The 17076-nt window shown below is 56.5% G+C and carries 14 protein-coding genes; 3 read left to right on the top strand and 11 right to left on the bottom strand.

The features are described 5' to 3' along the window. Window positions 1–71 precede the first annotated feature (71 nt). The 3 genes from HMPREF2796_RS08430 to HMPREF2796_RS08420 all read right to left on the bottom strand — a co-directional run bounded on the left by HMPREF2796_RS08430 (window position 72) and on the right by HMPREF2796_RS08420 (window position 5046). Window positions 72–581: a hypothetical protein gene (locus HMPREF2796_RS08430; protein WP_141749188.1), complete on the bottom strand. Its 510-nt coding sequence runs from the start codon at window positions 579–581 to the stop codon at window positions 72–74. Between the two features lie 141 nt (window positions 582–722). Then, window positions 723–2516, bottom strand: a complete 1794-nt coding sequence (locus tag HMPREF2796_RS08425) for an ABC transporter ATP-binding protein/permease (RefSeq protein WP_070632835.1) — start codon at window positions 2514–2516, stop codon at window positions 723–725. A 292-nt stretch (window positions 2517–2808) separates the two neighbouring features. Next, window positions 2809–5046 (bottom strand): TonB-dependent siderophore receptor, encoded by a 2238-nt coding sequence (locus tag HMPREF2796_RS08420; RefSeq protein WP_070632833.1) that lies wholly within the window; start codon window positions 5044–5046, stop codon window positions 2809–2811. A gap of 458 nt (window positions 5047–5504) precedes the next feature. Between HMPREF2796_RS08420 and HMPREF2796_RS08415 the strand changes: the two genes are divergently transcribed. After that, the gene (locus HMPREF2796_RS08415; protein ID WP_070632831.1) at window positions 5505–7250 is read left to right on the top strand and encodes a flotillin family protein; all 1746 of its coding nucleotides are present in this window, start codon (window positions 5505–5507) and stop codon (window positions 7248–7250) included. 127 nt (window positions 7251–7377) lie between these two features. On the opposite strand, the gene HMPREF2796_RS11140 is transcribed toward HMPREF2796_RS08415, so the two are convergent. Together HMPREF2796_RS11140 and greA are read right to left on the bottom strand one after the other, a co-directional pair. Then, complete coding sequence (locus HMPREF2796_RS11140) at window positions 7378–7971, bottom strand: hypothetical protein (protein ID WP_141749187.1); 594 nt, start codon at window positions 7969–7971, stop codon at window positions 7378–7380. A 14-nt stretch (window positions 7972–7985) separates the two neighbouring features. Continuing rightward, a complete protein-coding gene (gene greA, locus HMPREF2796_RS08405; RefSeq protein ID WP_023886591.1) occupies window positions 7986–8462 on the bottom strand; it encodes a transcription elongation factor GreA in 477 nt (158 codons plus the stop codon). Between greA and HMPREF2796_RS11780 the strand changes: the two genes are divergently transcribed. Beyond that, window positions 8461–8589 carry a hypothetical protein gene (locus HMPREF2796_RS11780; protein ID WP_003822788.1) on the top strand — a complete coding sequence of 43 codons (129 nt, stop codon included), beginning with the start codon at window positions 8461–8463 and terminating at the stop codon, window positions 8587–8589. The two genes, greA and HMPREF2796_RS11780, sit on opposite strands and share 2 nt — an antisense overlap. Before the next feature lie 102 nt (window positions 8590–8691). Here HMPREF2796_RS11780 and rnhA read toward each other — a convergent pair whose 3' ends face one another. The 3 genes from rnhA to HMPREF2796_RS08390 all read right to left on the bottom strand — a co-directional run bounded on the left by rnhA (window position 8692) and on the right by HMPREF2796_RS08390 (window position 13386). Next, entirely contained in the window at window positions 8692–9147 is a 456-nt protein-coding gene (gene rnhA, locus HMPREF2796_RS08400; RefSeq protein WP_070632827.1) for a ribonuclease HI, read from the bottom strand. A gap of 132 nt (window positions 9148–9279) precedes the next feature. Then, window positions 9280–10473 (bottom strand): 2-oxoglutarate dehydrogenase complex dihydrolipoyllysine-residue succinyltransferase, encoded by a 1194-nt coding sequence (odhB, locus tag HMPREF2796_RS08395; protein WP_070632825.1) that lies wholly within the window; start codon window positions 10471–10473, stop codon window positions 9280–9282. Between the two features lie 96 nt (window positions 10474–10569). Next, window positions 10570–13386 carry a 2-oxoglutarate dehydrogenase E1 component gene (locus HMPREF2796_RS08390; protein ID WP_070632824.1) on the bottom strand — a complete coding sequence of 939 codons (2817 nt, stop codon included), beginning with the start codon at window positions 13384–13386 and terminating at the stop codon, window positions 10570–10572. A 228-nt stretch (window positions 13387–13614) separates the two neighbouring features. Between HMPREF2796_RS08390 and HMPREF2796_RS11545 the strand changes: the two genes are divergently transcribed. Then, window positions 13615–13812 (top strand): hypothetical protein, encoded by a 198-nt coding sequence (locus HMPREF2796_RS11545; protein ID WP_070632822.1) that lies wholly within the window; start codon window positions 13615–13617, stop codon window positions 13810–13812. 332 nt (window positions 13813–14144) lie between these two features. Here the strand turns inward: HMPREF2796_RS11545 and HMPREF2796_RS08380 are convergent, their stop codons facing one another. From HMPREF2796_RS08380 to sdhA, 3 genes are all read right to left on the bottom strand, one after another. Further along, on the bottom strand, window positions 14145–14405 hold the full coding sequence (locus tag HMPREF2796_RS08380; protein ID WP_070632820.1) for an FAD assembly factor SdhE: 261 nt from the start codon (window positions 14403–14405) through the stop codon (window positions 14145–14147). A gap of 103 nt (window positions 14406–14508) precedes the next feature. Next, a complete protein-coding gene (locus HMPREF2796_RS08375; RefSeq protein ID WP_003822780.1) occupies window positions 14509–15216 on the bottom strand; it encodes a succinate dehydrogenase iron-sulfur subunit in 708 nt (235 codons plus the stop codon). Between the two features lie 93 nt (window positions 15217–15309). Continuing rightward, a complete protein-coding gene (gene sdhA / locus HMPREF2796_RS08370) occupies window positions 15310–17073 on the bottom strand; it encodes a succinate dehydrogenase flavoprotein subunit (RefSeq protein ID WP_070632818.1) in 1764 nt (587 codons plus the stop codon). Window positions 17074–17076: the final 3 nt, after the last annotated feature.

Genomic DNA, 17076 nt, shown 5'->3' with positions numbered 1-17076 from the left:
GCGCTGGTTGGGAAAAAGACGAAGCTTTCAGGTAGCCCCAATTGGTTACTCGGGCTACCTGAAAACCGACATCAGCGTTTGAAGAAAATATCGATGTAGTCGGCTGCGTTGTCGCAGGGGTTTTGTATCGGCTGCATGCGCCAATATTGGCGTGAGTCTTTGGCTTGAAACAGGAAAGTGCCGCTGCGTTCGCAGGCCTGGCCGTTGTTGATGTGATATACGCGGGTGCTTACGTTGCCGGTGAAGTAGAAATGACGCCGGTCGATGACTTCGATTAGGCCGTCGAGTTTCACGAAATCGCCGTTTAAGGATTGGTAGGCATTGATTTCCAAGCCGTTGCTGCCCCGGCGGATGGTGGCGGTGCCGAAACGCTCCCAGCTTATCCATTGCAGGGAAAACATATGCCTGCCCAGCAAGCTGCTTTCGGCAGCGGCCACTTCTTCCGGGCTGCCGGTTTGCAAACTGGCATCACGCATATCGACGATGCCCGGCAGGTTTTGCGCACTGGTGGTTTGAATGCAGAATAATCCGGCCAGCAGTAGGGCGGTTAGGCCGTTAAACAGACGTTTGACGGGGTGCATAGCGTGCTCCTTTTAAGTAAATTTGTGAAAAGGAATGCTGCATCTCCATCATAGCGTATCTATTTTTAAACCGCCATAATCGTTTCAAATTTAAGAAAATTGTTTGCTTTAGGGCAAATTGTTCTTTAACAATCCGGTATTTCAAATCTTGCTTGTGCCGCAGTCGATTAGGGTTTCGCCTACGCAGATGATTTGGTTGTGGAAGGCGTTGAGGGTGCTGCGGTGGCCGATGCTCACGATGATGCTGTCGGGCAGCTCTTGGCGGATCAGGCGGTAGAGGGCGGCTTCGGTTTCTTCGTCGAGCGCGGCGGTGGCCTCATCGAGCAGCACGAGGCGGGGGCGGGTGATGAGGATGCGCACGAAGGCGATGCGCTGTAGTTCGCCGGGGGAAAGTTTGTGCTGCCAGTCGTCTTCGGTGTCGAGCAGTTCTTTCAGGTAGCCCAGGCGGCAGGCTTCGAGGGCGGCGGTAAGCTGGTGTTCGTCGGGGCGGATGTTGGGGTAGCAGATGGCGCGGCGCAGGCTGCCTTGCGGGGTGTAGGGGCGCTGGGGCACGAAGAGGATGTGTTCACGGGCGGGGCCAATGATGTGACCGCTGCTGCCGAAGGGCCAGAGGCCGGCCAGGGCGCGCAGTAATGAGGTTTTGCCGCAGCCGGAGGGGCCGCGGATGAGTAGGGAATCGCCGCTTTGGGCGCGGAAGGAGACGTCGGAGAGCAGGATGTTGCCGTTGTTGCGGTGCAGGGTGAGCTTGTCGGCCTGCAGGATGCAGTTTTCGGCTTCGTGCTGCGGCTGGCGGTAGGGCAGGTGGTTTTGCATGCTTTGGAAAAAGCCGTCGAGACGCTCGAGCCGGGCTTGATAAGCGGTGAAGTCTTTGTAGGAGTTGCGGAAGAAGGATAGGGCACGTTGCAGGCGGTTGAAGGCTTGTACGGTTTGGTGCATATCGCCGATTTTCACTTGGCCGGCGAAAAAGCGCGGGGCTTGCAGCATGAGGGGCAGCAGGTTGGAAATTTGGGTGATGCCGGTGTTGAAGCCGTTGAGGCCGAGGCTGCGGAACACAATCTGCCAGCGGTTGCGGATGATGTGGGCGAAGTGGCGGCGCAGGTTGCGCCCTTCGGCGGCCTCGCCGTTGTAGAAGGCGATGCTCTCAGCGTGGTCGCGCACGCGCACGAGGGCGTAGCGGTAGTTGCCGTTGAAGTGTTCGTTTTGGAAATTGAGCTTCACCAAGGGGAGGCCGATCCACACGGAAGTGGCGGTGGCAAAGAGGATGAAGAGGTAGATAAACATCACCATGCCGCGCGGGATTTCCAGCCCCAATACGCTGAGTACGCCGGAGAGATTCCAGAGGATGACGGTGAATTCGATGGTGGAAACGATGGCGCTGATCAGGCCGCGCACGAGCTCGGCGGTGGAGGCGATGAAATCTTGCGCGTCTTGCTGGATACGTTGGTCGATGTTGTCGGGTGCGTGGCGGCGCATGTGCAGGCGGTAGTAGTTTTTATGAGCGAGCCAGCTTTGGGTAAGCGCAGCGTTGAGTTTTTCCAGCCAGCGGATCATAAAGACTTGTTCGAGCAGCTCGTCGGCCAGGGCATGGATGATTTTGAACACCATTAAGGCGCTGTTGATGCCGGCGAAAAACCAGAAGGCGGCTGCGGCGCGGTCTTGCAGGGAATCGTAGAGGCCTTTGTAGAAAAAGGAATTGAGCACGCTGATGCGCACTTCGAGCAGCACCATCAAGAGCAGCGCAGCCAAGAGCAGGCACACTCGGATACGGTTGCTGCTTGCTAAACAGGGGCGCAGGATGCGCTCGAAACGTTGGCCGAAAATAGTGCGGCGCAGTAGGAAGGCAGCGATCAGGCAAAACAGCAATACGCCGAAAAAGCTCTGCACCAGCCACAGCGGGCTGTCCAGGAGCTCGATTTTCCATTGTTCTTGTTTCATATGTGGTGTTTGGTTGGATAACTTTATTTTTCAGGTATAGCAAACCAACTTAACTTTCGCTGCCACGTTGGTTCGCCTTGCCGTACTTCTGTACTGTCTGCGGCTCACCGCCTTGTATCGAAAGCCAATTTGGTTTGCCTAGCCCTTTGGGATTGAAAGGCTACCTGAAAAATAAAACGGCAGCAAAAAGGGTGTTTAAAACAGGCAGGCCAAACAGCGCGGAAGGCTACCTGAAAAGCGGGATGACATTTTTCAGGTAGCCTCTATGGGGCGTTATGCTGTGGCCAAATGCTTAAAACTCAAACTTGGCGGAAACGCTGATTTCGCGCGGATTGCCGATGGCGATCATCGGGTATTGCGCCGAAGAGCCCACGGTGGAGGTGTAATACAGGCGGTTGGTCAGGTTTTTGCCGTTGAGCCGCACGTTGAGCTTGTTATCCCCGATTTTGGTGTCGTAGGAGACAAAGGCATCAGCTACGGTGGCTGCAGGAATTTTCCACAGACGGTCGCCGCTGGCGGCATTTTTGCCGATATACCATGCGCCGTTGTATTTGGCTCCGATGCCGGCGCGCCAGTTGCCGCCCAGCGCGTTGCCGAAATCATAAGTCAGATATAGGCCGAACTGGTTGCGCGGGGTATTGTTCAGCGGCAGGCCTTGGGCGGCGGCTTCGGCTTCCAGCACCTTGGTTTCGGTATAGGCATAGTTGGCGTTCACACCGAGGCGTTCGGTAATCTGGCCGCCCATTTCGGCTTCAAAACCCATGGAGCGGGCGCGGCCGGCAAATCGGGTTTCGGTTTGGCCGCCAGAGGTTACGCTGTAGCGCACATTTTCTTTCTCGATATGGAATAGGGCTACTGCGGCAGAGAGACGATCGCCGGCAAATTTGGCACCGATTTCAAAGGCTCGACCTTTTTCAGGCTGGGCATCACCAGGGATTTCGTTGGCCACGGAAACCTGTGGGCGGAACGAAGTGGCGTAGCTGCCATAGAGCGACCACTGCGGGGTGAGGCGGTAGGTTACGCCGAGCGAGGGCGAGAAGTTCCAGCCGTGGTTGTCGGTATTGGCTTTGAATACGAAATTGCGGTTGGCGCGACCGGCGTATTGGTCGAAATACTCAGCGCGCAGGCCGGTAGACACAATCCATTTTTCGCCGAGATGAATATCGTCATTGGCATACAGTGCGAAGGTTTTGAGGATTTCGGTTTGCTGGGTGTTGTTGCCTTGGCCGTCGATGGTGTTCACGCCGGGCTGCGGGCTAATGCGGCCATACACCGGGTTGTACATATTGATGGTGTAGTTGTTGGCGGGGCTTTGGTAGATTTTGCCCAGCAGGCGGTCGTTGTGCATGGCTTCGAGGCCGAAGCCGAGTTTGTGCCGTACGCTGCCGGTATGCACGTCGCCTTTGAAGCTTAAGGCCAGGTTGTGCACACGCAAGCGGGCATCCTGCGTGCCGTCGATGCGGCGGCGCACCGTGCCGGTGGTGGGGTTGATACCGGCGGCGGTGTTGGCAATACGGGCTTTCCAGTCGTCGTAGGTATGGTAGGTGAAGCCGTAGTTCAGGCGCATTTTCCACTGTTCGCTCAAATATTGGTCGAGCGTGAACTGGAACATATGGTTTTTGCCGCTCTGCTCGCTGAAAGGCTCGTCCAAGCGGCGTTCAGCGGGAATAGCGAGGGGTTTGCCGTAGTTTGCGCCACGGGTGGAATCGAGGAAGGTGCCGCGGTCGAAGGGCACGGTGTAGTCTAAGTATTCGTAGGCGGCGGTGATGGTGGTGTTTTCACCAATCCATTTGATCGAGGGGGCGATGGTGGTTTGCTTGATTTCGCCGAAGTTGCGCCAGTAGTCGCTTTGGCGGTAGTCGGCGATGAAGCGGTAGGCCCAGCTTTGGCTGGAGCCGATGGGGCCGGTGAAATCCACGCCTACTTGGCGGGCGCTGTGGCTGCCGAAGCTGGTGCTCACGGAGCGGGCGGGTTTGAGCTGCGGCTGTTTGGTTACCACATTCACCACGCCGCCGGGGTCTTGCACGCCGTAGAGCGTGGAGGCAGGGCCTTTGAGCACTTCCACGCGCTCGGCGGTGGGGCTGAATACGTGGGTTTGGGTCATCTGCATACCGTTGCGCAGCACGGAGTTATCGCGGTTGTCGCCGAAGCCACGTTTCACTACGGCCTCGAGCGTGCCGGCCAGGGTGTTGGCTTGGCGGATGCCGCTCACGGTGAGCAGGGCTTCGTCCAGCGAGCCGGGGCGGCGGTCTTCCAGCACGGCGGGGGTAACGATGTTTACGCTACGGGGCACTTCGAGCAGCGGGGTGTTGCCGCCGCCGATGACATCGGCGGAAATGGGCTGGTAGCCGCTGGCATAGCGGCGACGGGCGGTAACTTCGATGGCTTCGAGCTCGGCGCTGTCGGCCTGCTGCTCTTGCCCTTGGGCAGGCTGGGCTTCATTCGTGCCTTCGGCATAAAGCAGGCCGGGGCTGCCGATGGCGGCCAGGGCGAGGATGAGGGCTTTGAGGTGTGTGCGTGGTTGTTTCATGAGGATGTTTCCCTTAAAGATTAAAAATAGGCAGTTGGGGTGAGCCTGCTGCCATATCGGTTAGTAAACTATATTGAGAACGATTGGTATTTTAATGCCTGCTCTAATTTTGGCAATCAGTGCCAAATAATGCCTAATTTAGATTTTTGTTTTTTAAATATAACTTCCCATGTAAAAGACAAGTGCTGTTGCAAATCAGGTACAAACGCTATATCGGATAATTGAAAATGCCTGCGGTTTGCAGACCCACAGGCTACCTGAAAAGCGTTTTAGGGGAAAATGGCGGGAATGTTGTTTGATGGAATTTTATGGTTTTCAGGTAGCCTTTTTTGCTATTTGGCCGGCTATCTGAGAACTGATGTTGCGTTGTGCTCGTGTTGTTCAATTTGGGATTGCAGTTTTGTTTAACCATTTCAGGTAGCACCAGGCTGCCGAAATCCACTCAAGAAAGGAAAACCATGAACCTTATTTCCATTGCCACCATTGCCGGCGTGATACTCGTCGCGCTGTTTGTGCTCGGCCTCATCCTCACCCGCCTGTACCGACGCGCCAGCAAAGAAGTCTCCTTCGTCCGTACCGGCTTCGGCGGCGAAAAAGTCATCATGAACGGCGGCGCGATGGTGCTGCCCGTGCTGCACGAAATTATTCCGGTGAACATGAACACATTGCGCCTCGAAGTGCGCCGTGCGGCGCAGCAGGCGTTGATTACCCGTGACCGGATGCGCGTGGATGTGATGGCGGAATTTTACGTCCGCGTCAAACCCAGCGCCGAGAGCATCGCCACCGCCGCGCAAACGCTGGGTATGAAAACCATGTCGCCCGACGAGTTGAAAGACCTCGTCGAAGGTAAATTCGTCGATGCACTGCGCGCCGTTGCCGCTGAAATGGCGATGGAAGAGCTGCACGAAAAACGTGTTGATTTCGTTCAGAAAGTGCAGCAAGTCGTGAGCGAAGACTTGTTTAAAAACGGCCTCGAACTCGAAACCGTTTCCCTGACCGGCCTCGACCAAACCAGCTTTGAGTTTTTCAACCCGCAAAATGCTTTTGATGCGGAAGGTCTGACCAAACTGACCGAAACCATCGAAGGCCGCCGCAAAAAACGCAACGAAATCGAACAAGACACCGATTTGGCGATTAAAACCAAAAACCTCGAAGCCGAGCAGCAACGCCTGAAAATCTCGCGCGAAGAAGAATACGCCAAACTCGAACAAGAACGCGAAATCGCCGTGCGCCGCGCCGAACAAGAAGCCAGCATAGCCGAGCAGGAAGCGCAGAAAAAACGCGAGGCGGAAGAAGCCAAAATCGCCGCCGAACGCGAAGTGGATTTGAAACGTATCGCCGCCGAACGCGACATTAAAAACGAAGACATCAAAAAAGCCCAAGCCGTCGAGCAGGCGGAGGTCGAACGCCGCAAAGCCATCGAGCTGGCCGAACAAGACCGCGCCATCGCCGTTGCCGAAAAATCGCGTGCCGAATCCGAAGCCAAAGCCGAGGCCGACAAAGCCCGCGCCGCCGCCGTGCGTGAAGAAGAGAGCGTGATTACCGTACGCGAAACCGAACGCGCCGAACGTGCCAAAGCCGTCGAACTGATTGCCGCCGAAGAAGCCGCGCAAAAAGACGCGATTTCGCTCACCGTCGCCGCCGAAGCCGAGAAACAGGCCGCGCAAGACCGCGCCGAAGCCGTGCGCATCGCGGCCGAAGCCGAAGCCGAGAAACAACGCCTGCAAGCCAAAGGTGAGGCCGATGCCAAAGTGCTACTGGCACAAGCGCAAGAGCAGCAATATAAAGTTGATGCCGAAGGTACCCGCGCCGTGAACGAAGCCGCCAACGTCCTGAGCGTCGAGCAAGTCGAAATGCAAGTGCGCCTCGCCCTCTTGAAACACCTACCCGACATCATCCGCGAATCCGTGCGTCCGATGGAAAACATCGACGACATCAAGATTCTGCAAGTCAACGGCTTGGGCGGATTCAGCGGCGCTGCCGCAGACGGTGTTTCAGGTAGCCTCGGCGCCCAAGGCAACGCGGTTTTGTCCGACCAAGTGGTGAACAGCGCCCTGCGCTATCGCGCCCAAGCCCCGCTGGTGGACGGCTTGCTCAAAGAGCTGGGCTTGAGCGGCGGTGACATCAACGGCCTCACGCAAAGCCTCAATCCCGCTGTTCTTGCCAATCAGACAGAACCGAAAGAGGAGGGCGGGGCTGAATAAGAGTTGATGGTGTGAATGAAGAAAAGGCTACCTGAAGTTTCAGGTAGCCTTTTATATTTCAGGTAGCCTTTCGATAGAGAAGGGCTACCTGAAAATTGGCTATATGTTGCCAAATGATTGCTATGTTTTAGCGGCGGCTGTTGAGTTCGTATTCTTCCGGCAGGGTGTCGAGAAAGCCCCGGCCGAAGCCTTTGAGGATGCTGAATTCTTCGCTGATCCGTACAGCGCGCAGGCGGAAGACGGAAGCGAGAATTGCCAGTACCAGCCAAATTAAAACTAAACCGATATACAACAGCGACATCAGGCTACTATCAACCATACCGTTTTCGGTGGAGGCAAAATACGGTAGGAACAGCGTGACCAACAACAGCATGAATATACCAATATAAATTTGGCGCATCTGTTTGCGATGTGCGGGACAACGTGCGGCCGTAACCGTAATTTTTTTTCGCACAACCAAGGCCACAATTAGATAAACCAATAGCCCTGGCAAGCCGATAAATGCAGTGAGTATCAATAAATATAGTGCAGGATGATGCCAATAGAGTTTACGTTGTCGGCGTGGCGGTGCAGCCTCTTCGCCACAATGGATGCAGCGGCAAGGTAAGTCAGTGCCGGCAGGCAAAAAAACACGTTTACCCTCCCGCCAACATTCAGTAGTACTTTGCGGCAGGTATTCTTGGCTTTGCGGAGCCTGGTATGGATTAAAATTCTGGTCCATTTCGCCACTGCCTACTAGATATACAGCACTTCGATAACTTCGTATTCTCTGATGCCGCCGGGCGCCTGCACTTCGGCCACGTCGCCTTCTTCTTTGCCGATAAGGGCGCGTGAAATAGGCGAGCTGATGGAGATTTTGTTATCTTTAATATCGGCTTCGTCGTCGCCGACGATTTGGTAGCGCACTTGGGTTTCGTTTTCCAAGTCTTCCAGCACAACGGTGCAGCCGAATACGATTTTGCCTTCGGCGTGGATTTCGGTGGGGTCGATGATATGGGCTGCGGAGAGTTTGTTTTCCAGTTCGGAAATACGGCCTTCGATGAAGCCTTGTTTTTCTTTGGCTGCTTCGTATTCGGCATTTTCAGACAAATCGCCGTGGGTTCTGGCTTCGGCGATGGCTTCGATAATGGCAGGGCGTTCAACGCTTTTAAGATGCTGCAATTCTTGCTTGAGCAGTTCGGCGCCGCGTACGGTTAATGGAATCTTTTGCATGATTTTCTCCACAAGGGCTGCGGGGCAGCCGTTTTTACATAAAAATGCAAGCCGCCTGGTGCCGGCGGCTTGTGAACTCAAATTTTTAGCCAATCAAACGCAGAATTGGAAGCTGCGTTTTGATTGACTGTATGAGTTGCCATTCTATCAGATGGAGGGCGGAACGCCAACTGCTGGAAGGGACGGCTGGTGATGGGTAATTTTGTGCCAATAATTTGATTATTGGTGTTTATTGTTGCTTTCCGGCTATGTTGGCGGCACCTTGATTAGCCAGTTGATCGGCGCGTTCGTTTTCGGGGTGGCCGGCATGGCCTTTCACCCACTGCCAGGATACTTGGTGGCGGGCGACTTGTTGGTCGAGCTGCTGCCACAATTCGGCGTTTTTCACGGGTTGTTTGGAGGAAGTTTTCCAGCCGTTTTTCTTCCAGCCGTGTATCCAGCTTTCCATGCCGTTTTTCACGTATTGGGAGTCGGTGTGGATGGTTACTTGACAGGGGCGGTTGAGGGCTTCGAGGCCGCGGATCACGGCGGTGAGCTCCATGCGGTTGTTGGTGGTGTCGGCTTCGCCGCCGCAGAGTTCTTTTTCATGGCGGCCGTAGCGCAGCAGCACGCCCCAGCCGCCGGGGCCGGGATTACCTTTGCAGGCGCCGTCGGTGTAGAGGTGGACGGTGGTGGTGTTGGTCATGGTGTTTGGTTGGGGCTACCTGAAAGTTTCAGGTAGCCTTTAGTATGTTTGATGTGGCAAAAGAGTAAGGCTACCTGAAAAAAGGGTTTTCAGGTAGCCTGATGTTGCTAAACACTTAGATTTTAGAAACCGTTAGATTTCTAAAATCAGGCGGGCCGGGTCTTCGAGGGCTTCTTTGATAGTAACCAAAGTGAGCACGGCTTCGCGGCCGTCGATGATGCGGTGGTCGTAGGAGAGGGCCAGATACATCATCGGGCGCACCACGACTTGGCCGTTTTCCACCACGGCGCGTTCTTTGGTGGCGTGCATGCCCAAGATGGCGGATTGCGGCGGGTTGATGATGGGGGTGGACATCATCGAGCCGAAGGTGCCGCCGTTGGTGATGGAGAACGTGCCGCCGGTGAGGTCTTCGATGGCGATTTTGCCGCTCTTGGCTTTGTTGGCGTAGTCCACGATGGCTAATTCGATGTCGGCAATGCTCATCTGATCTACGTTGCGCAGAATCGGCACCACCAGGCCGCGTGGGCTGCCCACGGCGATGCCGATATCGAAGTAGCCGTGGTAAACGATGTCGTTGCCGTCAATCGAAGCATTTACGGCGGGGAATTTCTTCAGCGCGGCCACGGCGGCTTTTACGAAGAAGGACATGAAGCCCAGTTTCACGCCATACTGTTTTTCGAACTTCTCTTTGTATTTGGCGCGTAAATCCATAATCGGCTTCATATTCACCTCGTTGAACGTGGTGAGGATGGCGTTTTGCGACTGGGATTGCAGCAGGCGTTCGGCCACACGCTGGCGCAGGCGGCTCATCGGTACGCGCTGTTCTACGCGATCGCCCAGCGGTACGGCCACGGCCGGGGCGGCAGCGGCTTTGGGCGCGGCGGCAGGCATAGCGGCTACGTCTTCTTTCAGCACACGGCCATCGCGGCCAGAACCTTGTACGCCGGATACGTCCACGCCTTTTTCGGCAGCCAGTTTGGCGGCGGCGGGCATAGCCACGCCGGCGCGCGCACCAGCGGCAGCCACATGGCCTGCTGGCTCGGCAGCGGGGGCTTGGGCGGCAGCCGGGGCTGCTTCTGCTGCTTTGGCTTCGGTGTCGATTTTAGCCAACAGCTGGCCGGCGGTAACGGTGGCGCCGTCTTGTTCGATGATTTCCACAATCACACCAGCCTGTTGGGCGGGCAGTTCGAGCACAACCTTGTCGGTTTCGAGGTCGATCAGGTTTTCGTCACGGTTCACATAGTCGCCCACCTTCTTGTGCCAGCTCATCAGGGTGGCTTCGGTAACGCTTTCCGGTAGCGGGGGTACGGTGATTTCGATAATCATGGTTTTATCCTTTAATAAATTGAAAAATAGGTAAATCGTGTTCTGAGGAGGCTACCTGAAAACGGTTTGGCATGTTTCAGGTAGCCTTTTAGTGCTTTAGAACTTCATCGCGTCTTCAAGCAGGCCGTCCAAACCGGCTTTGTGTTTCACAGCATAGCCGACGGCGGGCGAAGCGCTGGCCGGGCGGCTGGCAGTAGTGAGGCGCTGGTTGGCGCCGAGCACTTTTTCCAAGCGGTGGCGGATTTGGTACCAAGCGCCTTGGTTTTTCGGCTCTTCCTGTGCCCACATGATTTCGGTGGCGTTCGGGAAGCGTTTGAGCTCGGCGGCCACTTCTTCGTAGGGGAAGGGGTAGAGCTGCTCGACGCGAACGATGGCGATGTCTTTTTCCAAGCCTTTGTCGGCGCGGGCTTTGGCCAAATCGTAGTACACCTGGCCGGCACACAGAATCACGCGTTTCACATCTTGGTCGCGGCCCTGTACGGTGTCGCCGATAACGAGGCGGAATTCGCCGTCGGTGAAGTTGGACAGCGGGCTGCAGGCGTCTTTGAGGCGCAGCAGGCGTTTGGACATGAAAATCACCAGCGGTTTGCGGTAGGGGCGCAGAATCTGGCGGCGCAGGGCGTGGAACATCTGTGATGCTTCAGACATCATCAGCACTTGGATGTTTTCTTCGGCACACAGTTGCAGCCAGCGCTCTACGCGGGCGGAAGAGTGTTCCGGGCCTTGGCCGTCGTAGCCGTGCGGCAGGATAACGGTGAGGCCGCACCAGCGTCCCCATTTGGTTTCGCCGGAGGTAATGAACTGGTCGATGGCGATTTGCGCACCATTGGCGAAGTCGCCGAACTGGGCTTCCCAAATCACCAGGTCTTCCGGTGCGGAGGAGGCATAGCCGTATTCGTAGGCCATCACGGCTTCTTCGTTCAGGATGGAATCGATTACGTTGAAGCGGCCTTGTTTTTCGCCGATGTGTTGCAGCGGGATATACACGCCGCCGGTGCGTTCGGCACGGTTTTGGTCGTGCAGCACGGCGTGGCGGTGCGAGAAGGTGCCGCGGCCGGAGTCTTCGCCGGAAATGCGGATATCGTGGCCGGCTTCGAGCAGGCTGGCATAGGCGATGGTTTCGGCCATACCCCAGTCAATAGGCTGCTCGCCCACGGCCATGGCTTTGCGGTTCTCGATGATTTTCTTCACAGTATTGTGCAGCTTCACATCGGCGGGGGTGTCGGTGAAGCGGTCGGCCAGGCGTTTGATTTCGGCGGCGGGCAGGGCGGTTTTCACCGGAGTGCGCCAGCTGATGGGCTGGTATTTGCTCCAATCCACAGCGTGTTCGCGTTTCTGTTCGGGCAGGATTTCCTGGATGCGGTCGCCTTTGTCCATCGCGGCGCGGTAGTCGCTGATGAGTTTTTCGGCTTCTTCCTTAGTCACTACGCCTTCTTTAATCAGCTGCTCGGCATACACGGCGCGGGAGCCGGGGTGCGCGGCCACCTGTTTGTACATCAGAGGCTGGGTCAGGGTGGGATCGTCGCCCTCGTTGTGGCCGAGTTTGCGGTAGCACACCAAATCGATCACGATGTCTTTCTGGAAGGTGGTGCGGTAGTCCAGCGCGATTTGGGCGGCGTGGCACACGGCTTCCGGGTCGTCGCCGTTCACGTGCAGAATCGGCGCGCTCACCATTTTGGCGATGTCGGTGCAATACAGAGTAGAGCGGGTATCGCGCGGATCGGAAGTGGTGAAGCCCACTTGGTTGTTGATCACGAAGTGGATGGTGCCGCCGGTGCTGTAGCCGCGGGTTTGCGACATATTGAAAGTAGATTGGTTCACGCCCAAACCGATGAAGGCGGAGTCGCCGTGGGTAAGGATGGGCAGCACTTGTTTGTGGCCTTCGGCACCGCGGTGGTCTTGGCGGGCGCGTACGGAGCCTTCAATCACGGGGTTGGTGATTTCCAAGTGTGAGGGGTTGTAGGCCAAAGACAGGTGCACCGGGCCGTGCGGGGTGGGTACGTCGGAGCTGAAGCCCATGTGGTATTTCACGTCGCCGCTGGGGAATTTGGCGTCCACTTTGCCTTCGAATTCGTCGAAAATGGCTTGCGGGGCTTTACCCATGGTGTTTACCAACACGTTCAAGCGGCCGCGGTGTGCCATGCCGATTACGATTTCCTGCACACCTTTTTCGGTGGAGGCGCGGATCAGATGGTTCAGCGCGGGCACGGTGCTTTCACCGCCTTCGAGCGAGAAGCGTTTCTGGCCCACATAACGGGTGTGCAGATAGCGCTCCATGGTTTCGGCGGCGGTGATTTCTTTGAGGATGAGGCGTTTGGTGTCGGCATCAAATTGCGGGCGTGCGCCGTTGGCTTCCAAACGTGCCTGCAGCCATTCGCGTTCGGCGGTGTCGGGAATGTGCATGTATTCCAGCGCCAAGGGGCCGCAGTAGATTTGTTTCAGGTGGCGGATGATTTCGGCCAGGGGTAGCTTGGGGCTACCTGAAAGATCGGTGCCGACATGGAAAGGCGTGTTCATGTCGGCATCAGTGAGGCCGTAGGTTTTGGGATCGAGCTCGGGCAGTTGTCTGATATGGGTGCGGTCGAGCGGGTTGAGGTCGGCGGCGCGGTTGCCCAAGGAGCGGTAGGCGGAAATCAGGCTCAACACGGCCACTTGCTTCTGCATGGCGGCAAAATCCACGCCGCCCGCGGCTGCGCCGCCGCGCTGCTGTGCCAAGTTGGCAAAAGCTTCCTGAATCGGGCGGTGCGCCACATCTTTCGGAGTGTTACCGGGCATGGCGGCCACTTGGTCGAAATACTGCCGCCATTGGCTGTCCACGGAGTCAGGGGAGCTCAGATAGGCTTCGTACAAATCTTCAATATACGGGACGTTGGTACCGTATAGGTAGGACAAACTACTTTGTTCTTTCATCATGGCAAGATCCTTATTAGGGTGAAGGTTTGAAGAGCAGCATGCTTGCTTATCAGGCTGCCTGCCTAAGCGGGCAGCCTTTATCCTATCTGCAGCGAATGCCGATTCCGAATCGCCACACGGCAGGCGGCTAAAAAGTGAGTATGGCGATTCGGAATAAGCATTTTCAGGTAGCCTTTTGTCGGCAGCCTGATTGCACTTGGCACAGGAAATTATTTGTTGGAAAGGGGAATGGAGAATCTGGCGCGGTGGAATGGCCGGGGAGGTGAATATGATAAAAAACTCGAAGCCGGCTACCTGAAAAGGTTGTTCTTTTTGTCGCTAAGATTCTGGAATCAGCCCGGCCTTTCGTTGAGTTTCAGGGGTTTACCAGGCAGCGGCAGAAATGTTGCTGGAAGTTTGCCAAACGCCGGTATAACGGCTGAATAATACGACCCGATATGGGGAACGTCAATAAGAAAAATCCCTTTTACGGCAGGCTCGGCGGGATGGGTGTGGGCTGGCGGCAGAGGGTGGGTGCTGGAGGGATAGTGAGCTATTGATGAAACAGGAAAGATGGAGGAAAGAGGCTACTTGAAAGCCGGAATGTTAAAGTTGCTTGCGGCGTACTTGAGTGCTGGCTGTGGTCGGTAAAGAAAGAGGCTACCTGAAACTTTGGCTTGGCAGAAACTCTGCAGTGTTTTCAGGTAGCCTTATGTGTCTGAATTTTATATGTGCGAACTTCGAAGTTATGCTTTCAGGTAGCCTTAAGGGAATGTGGTTTAATCAGTACGTCGGCTACTGCGGATTTTATCCAATAAGGCTGCACTTTCGGCATGATCGGCAGGGTTTTGGCCGTTGAGTTGGGCGAATAATTCGGGGTCGGGCAGGGCGAGCAGCTCGGTAAATACGGTTAGCTCTGTATCGCTTAGGCGGTCGAATTCGGCGGCCATAAACTGCTTCAGCAGAATATCGAGCTCCAGCAGGCCGCGCCGGGTTTGGAAGCGCAGGCGGCGTTTGGCGGTGTCGTCAAAGGTGGGCATGGCTTATCGATTGGGTTCTGTAAATTGGGATCAGGAGATTGGCCGCAGACAATACAGCCAGTACGGCTAGGCAGGCAAGCCCGTACTGGCTGCAGATCATCCGCTATACCACGCGTTTGAGCATGATTTCTTTGATCTTGCCGATGGCGCGGGTGGGGTTGAGGTGTTTGGGGCAAACGTCTACGCAGTTCATGATGGTGTGGCAACGGAACAGGCGGTAGGGGTCGTTGAGGTTATCCAAACGTTCGTTGGTGATGGTATCGCGGGTGTCGGCGATGAAGCGGTAGGCATTCAAAAGGCCGGAAGGGCCAACGAATTTGTCGGGGTTCCACCAGAAGGAGGGGCAGGCGGTAGAGCAGCAGGCGCAGAGGATGCATTCATACAAGCCGTCCAGCTCGGCACGCTCGGCCTGGCTTTGCAGGCGCTCCTGTTGCGGGTCGACAGGGTTGTCGTTGACCACATAGGGTTTGATGGAGTGATATTGCTTGAAGAATTGGGTCATGTCCACGATGAGGTCGCGGATGACGGGCAGGCCGGGCAGGGGGCGCAATACGATGGGCTGCTTGAGGCTGCGGATATCGGTGAGGCAGGCGAGGCCGTTTTTGCCGTTGATGTTCATACCGTCCGAGCCGCAGATGCCTTCGCGGCAGGAGCGGCGGAAAGAGAGGCTGTCGTCTTTGGCTTTGAGCTTCATGATGGCGTCGAGCAGCTTCACGTCGGTGGGTTCGATTTCGAGCTCGTAGTCCTGCATATAGGGCTTGGCATCGGTATCGGGGTTGTAGCGGTACACTTTGAGGCGGATAGTTTCCATGGGTGTTCCTTCGGTTTGGTGCGGCAGTATTTTCAGGTAGCCTCAATGCGGCATGAAAGGGCTACCTGAAAATTCCAGATAGTTGTTTTTATTCTAGTAAACGCGCTTGGCGGGTTTGATGTATTCCACGCTGAGCGGCTGGGTGTGCACGGGCTTGTAGGCCAGGCTGTTGTCGGTGGAGTAGAACAGGCTGTGCTTCATCCAGTTTTCGTCGTCGCGCTCGGGGTGGTCGTCGGAGGCGTGGGCGCCGCGCGATTCTTTGCGGGCTTCGGCAGCAATCATGGTGGCTTTGGCCACTTCCATCATGTTGTCGAGCTCCAGCGCTTCGATACGGGCAGTGTTCCACACCATGCTCTTGTCGCCGATTTCGGTGTGTTTGTTGCGTTCCACCAGGGCAAGTACTTTATCCACGCCTTCTTTCAGAATGGCGTCGGTGCGGAATACGCCGGCGTGGCGCTGCAGCGTGCGTTGCAGTTCGCCGCGTAGTACGTCCACATTTTCACCGCCGGTTTGGCTGTTCAGCCGTGCCAGGCGTTGCTCGGTGAGCGCACCGGCGTTTTCGGGCAGCGGTTTGATGTCGGGGTGCTGCTTGATGAACTCAATCATGCTGTCGCCAGCAGATTTGCCGAATACCACCAAGTCGAGCAGGGAGTTGGTGCCGAGGCGGTTGGCACCGTGCACCGAGGCGCAGGCGCATTCGCCGGCAGCATACAGGCCGGGCACCACGGCTTCAGGGTTGCCGTTTTTCGGCGCAACCACTTCGCCTAAGTAGTTGGTGGGAATGCCGCCCATCATGTAGTGCACGGTGGGCACCACGGGAATCGGGTCTTTAATCGGATCGACCCCGGCGAAGTTGATGGAAATCTCGCGGATGCCGGGCAGCTTGGACATGATTTTCTCTGCGCCGATGTGGTCGATTTTCAGCAAAACATGGTCTTTGTTTTTGCCGCAGCCGCGCCCTTCCAGAATTTCCAGTGACATGGCGCGGGATACGACATCGCGCGAAGCGAGGTCTTTCACGGTGGGGGCGTAGCGCTCCATGAAGCGTTCGCCGTTGGCATTGAGCAAGATACCGCCTTCGCCGCGCACGCCTTCGGTAATCAGCACGCCTGCACCGGCCACGCCAGTGGGGTGGAATTGCCAAAATTCCATATCTTCCAGCGGAATGCCGGCACGGGCACAGATGCCCAGGCCGTCGCCGGTGTTCATGAAGGCGTTGGTGGAGGAGGCATAGATACGGCCGGCACCACCGGTGGCGAACAGGATGGCTTTGGCGTGGAAGATATACACATCGCCGCTTTCCATTTCCATGGCAGTGATGCCTACGGCATCGCCTTCCTCATTGCGGATAAGGTCGAGTGCGGTCCATTCCACGAAGAATTGGGTGTTGGCGCGAACGTTTTGCTGATAGAGCGTGTGCAGCATGGCGTGGCCGGTGCGGTCGGCCACGGCACAGGCGCGTTCTACGGCACGTTTACCGAATTCGGCAGTATGGCCGCCGAAGGGGCGTTGGTAGATTTTGCCGCTTTCCACGCGGTCGAACGGCATGCCCATGTGTTCCAGCTCAATCACGGCTTCGGGCGCGCGGCGGCACATGAATTCGATGGCGTCTTGGTCGCCGAGCCAGTCGGAGCCTTTCACGGTGTCGTACATATGCCAATCCCAGCGGTCTTCCTGCACATTGCCCAGCGAGGCGGAAATGCCGCCCTGCGCGGCTACGGTGTGGGAGCGGGTGGGAAATACTTTGGAGAGCACGGCGGTGTTGAGGCCGGCTTTGGAGAGTTGCAGCGCCGCACGCAGGCCGGCACCGCCGCCGCCAACGATAACGGCATCAAATTTTCGGATAGGATAAGTCATCTT

Source organism: Eikenella sp. HMSC071B05 (assembly GCF_001811325.1).
GTDB classification, from domain to species: domain Bacteria; phylum Pseudomonadota; class Gammaproteobacteria; order Burkholderiales; family Neisseriaceae; genus Eikenella; species Eikenella corrodens.
Note: the sequence above shows the minus strand (reverse complement) of the source record. Positions and strands in the feature narration are given on the sequence as shown.

Excerpts from the sequence above, each read along its gene's own strand:
- HMPREF2796_RS08390 (WP_070632824.1), bottom strand. The coding sequence starts at position 13,386 with ATGATGAAAGAACAAAGTAGTTTGTCCTACCTATACGGTACCAACGTC.
- HMPREF2796_RS08415 (WP_070632831.1), top strand. The coding sequence starts at position 5,505 with ATGAACCTTATTTCCATTGCCACCATTGCCGGCGTGATACTCGTCGCG.
- greA (WP_023886591.1), bottom strand. The coding sequence starts at position 8,462 with ATGCAAAAGATTCCATTAACCGTACGCGGCGCCGAACTGCTCAAGCAA.
- sdhA (WP_070632818.1), bottom strand. The coding sequence starts at position 17,073 with ATGACTTATCCTATCCGAAAATTTGATGCCGTTATCGTTGGCGGCGGC.
- HMPREF2796_RS11780 (WP_003822788.1), top strand. The coding sequence starts at position 8,461 with ATGATTTTCTCCACAAGGGCTGCGGGGCAGCCGTTTTTACATAAAAAT.
- HMPREF2796_RS08420 (WP_070632833.1), bottom strand. The coding sequence starts at position 5,046 with ATGAAACAACCACGCACACACCTCAAAGCCCTCATCCTCGCCCTGGCC.
- rnhA (WP_070632827.1), bottom strand. The coding sequence starts at position 9,147 with ATGACCAACACCACCACCGTCCACCTCTACACCGACGGCGCCTGCAAA.
- HMPREF2796_RS08375 (WP_003822780.1), bottom strand. The coding sequence starts at position 15,216 with ATGGAAACTATCCGCCTCAAAGTGTACCGCTACAACCCCGATACCGAT.
- HMPREF2796_RS08380 (WP_070632820.1), bottom strand. The coding sequence starts at position 14,405 with ATGCCCACCTTTGACGACACCGCCAAACGCCGCCTGCGCTTCCAAACC.
- HMPREF2796_RS11140 (WP_141749187.1), bottom strand. The coding sequence starts at position 7,971 with ATGGACCAGAATTTTAATCCATACCAGGCTCCGCAAAGCCAAGAATAC.
- HMPREF2796_RS08425 (WP_070632835.1), bottom strand. The coding sequence starts at position 2,516 with ATGAAACAAGAACAATGGAAAATCGAGCTCCTGGACAGCCCGCTGTGG.
- HMPREF2796_RS08430 (WP_141749188.1), bottom strand. The coding sequence starts at position 581 with ATGCACCCCGTCAAACGTCTGTTTAACGGCCTAACCGCCCTACTGCTG.
- odhB (WP_070632825.1), bottom strand. The coding sequence starts at position 10,473 with ATGATTATCGAAATCACCGTACCCCCGCTACCGGAAAGCGTTACCGAA.
- HMPREF2796_RS11545 (WP_070632822.1), top strand. The coding sequence starts at position 13,615 with ATGGAGAATCTGGCGCGGTGGAATGGCCGGGGAGGTGAATATGATAAA.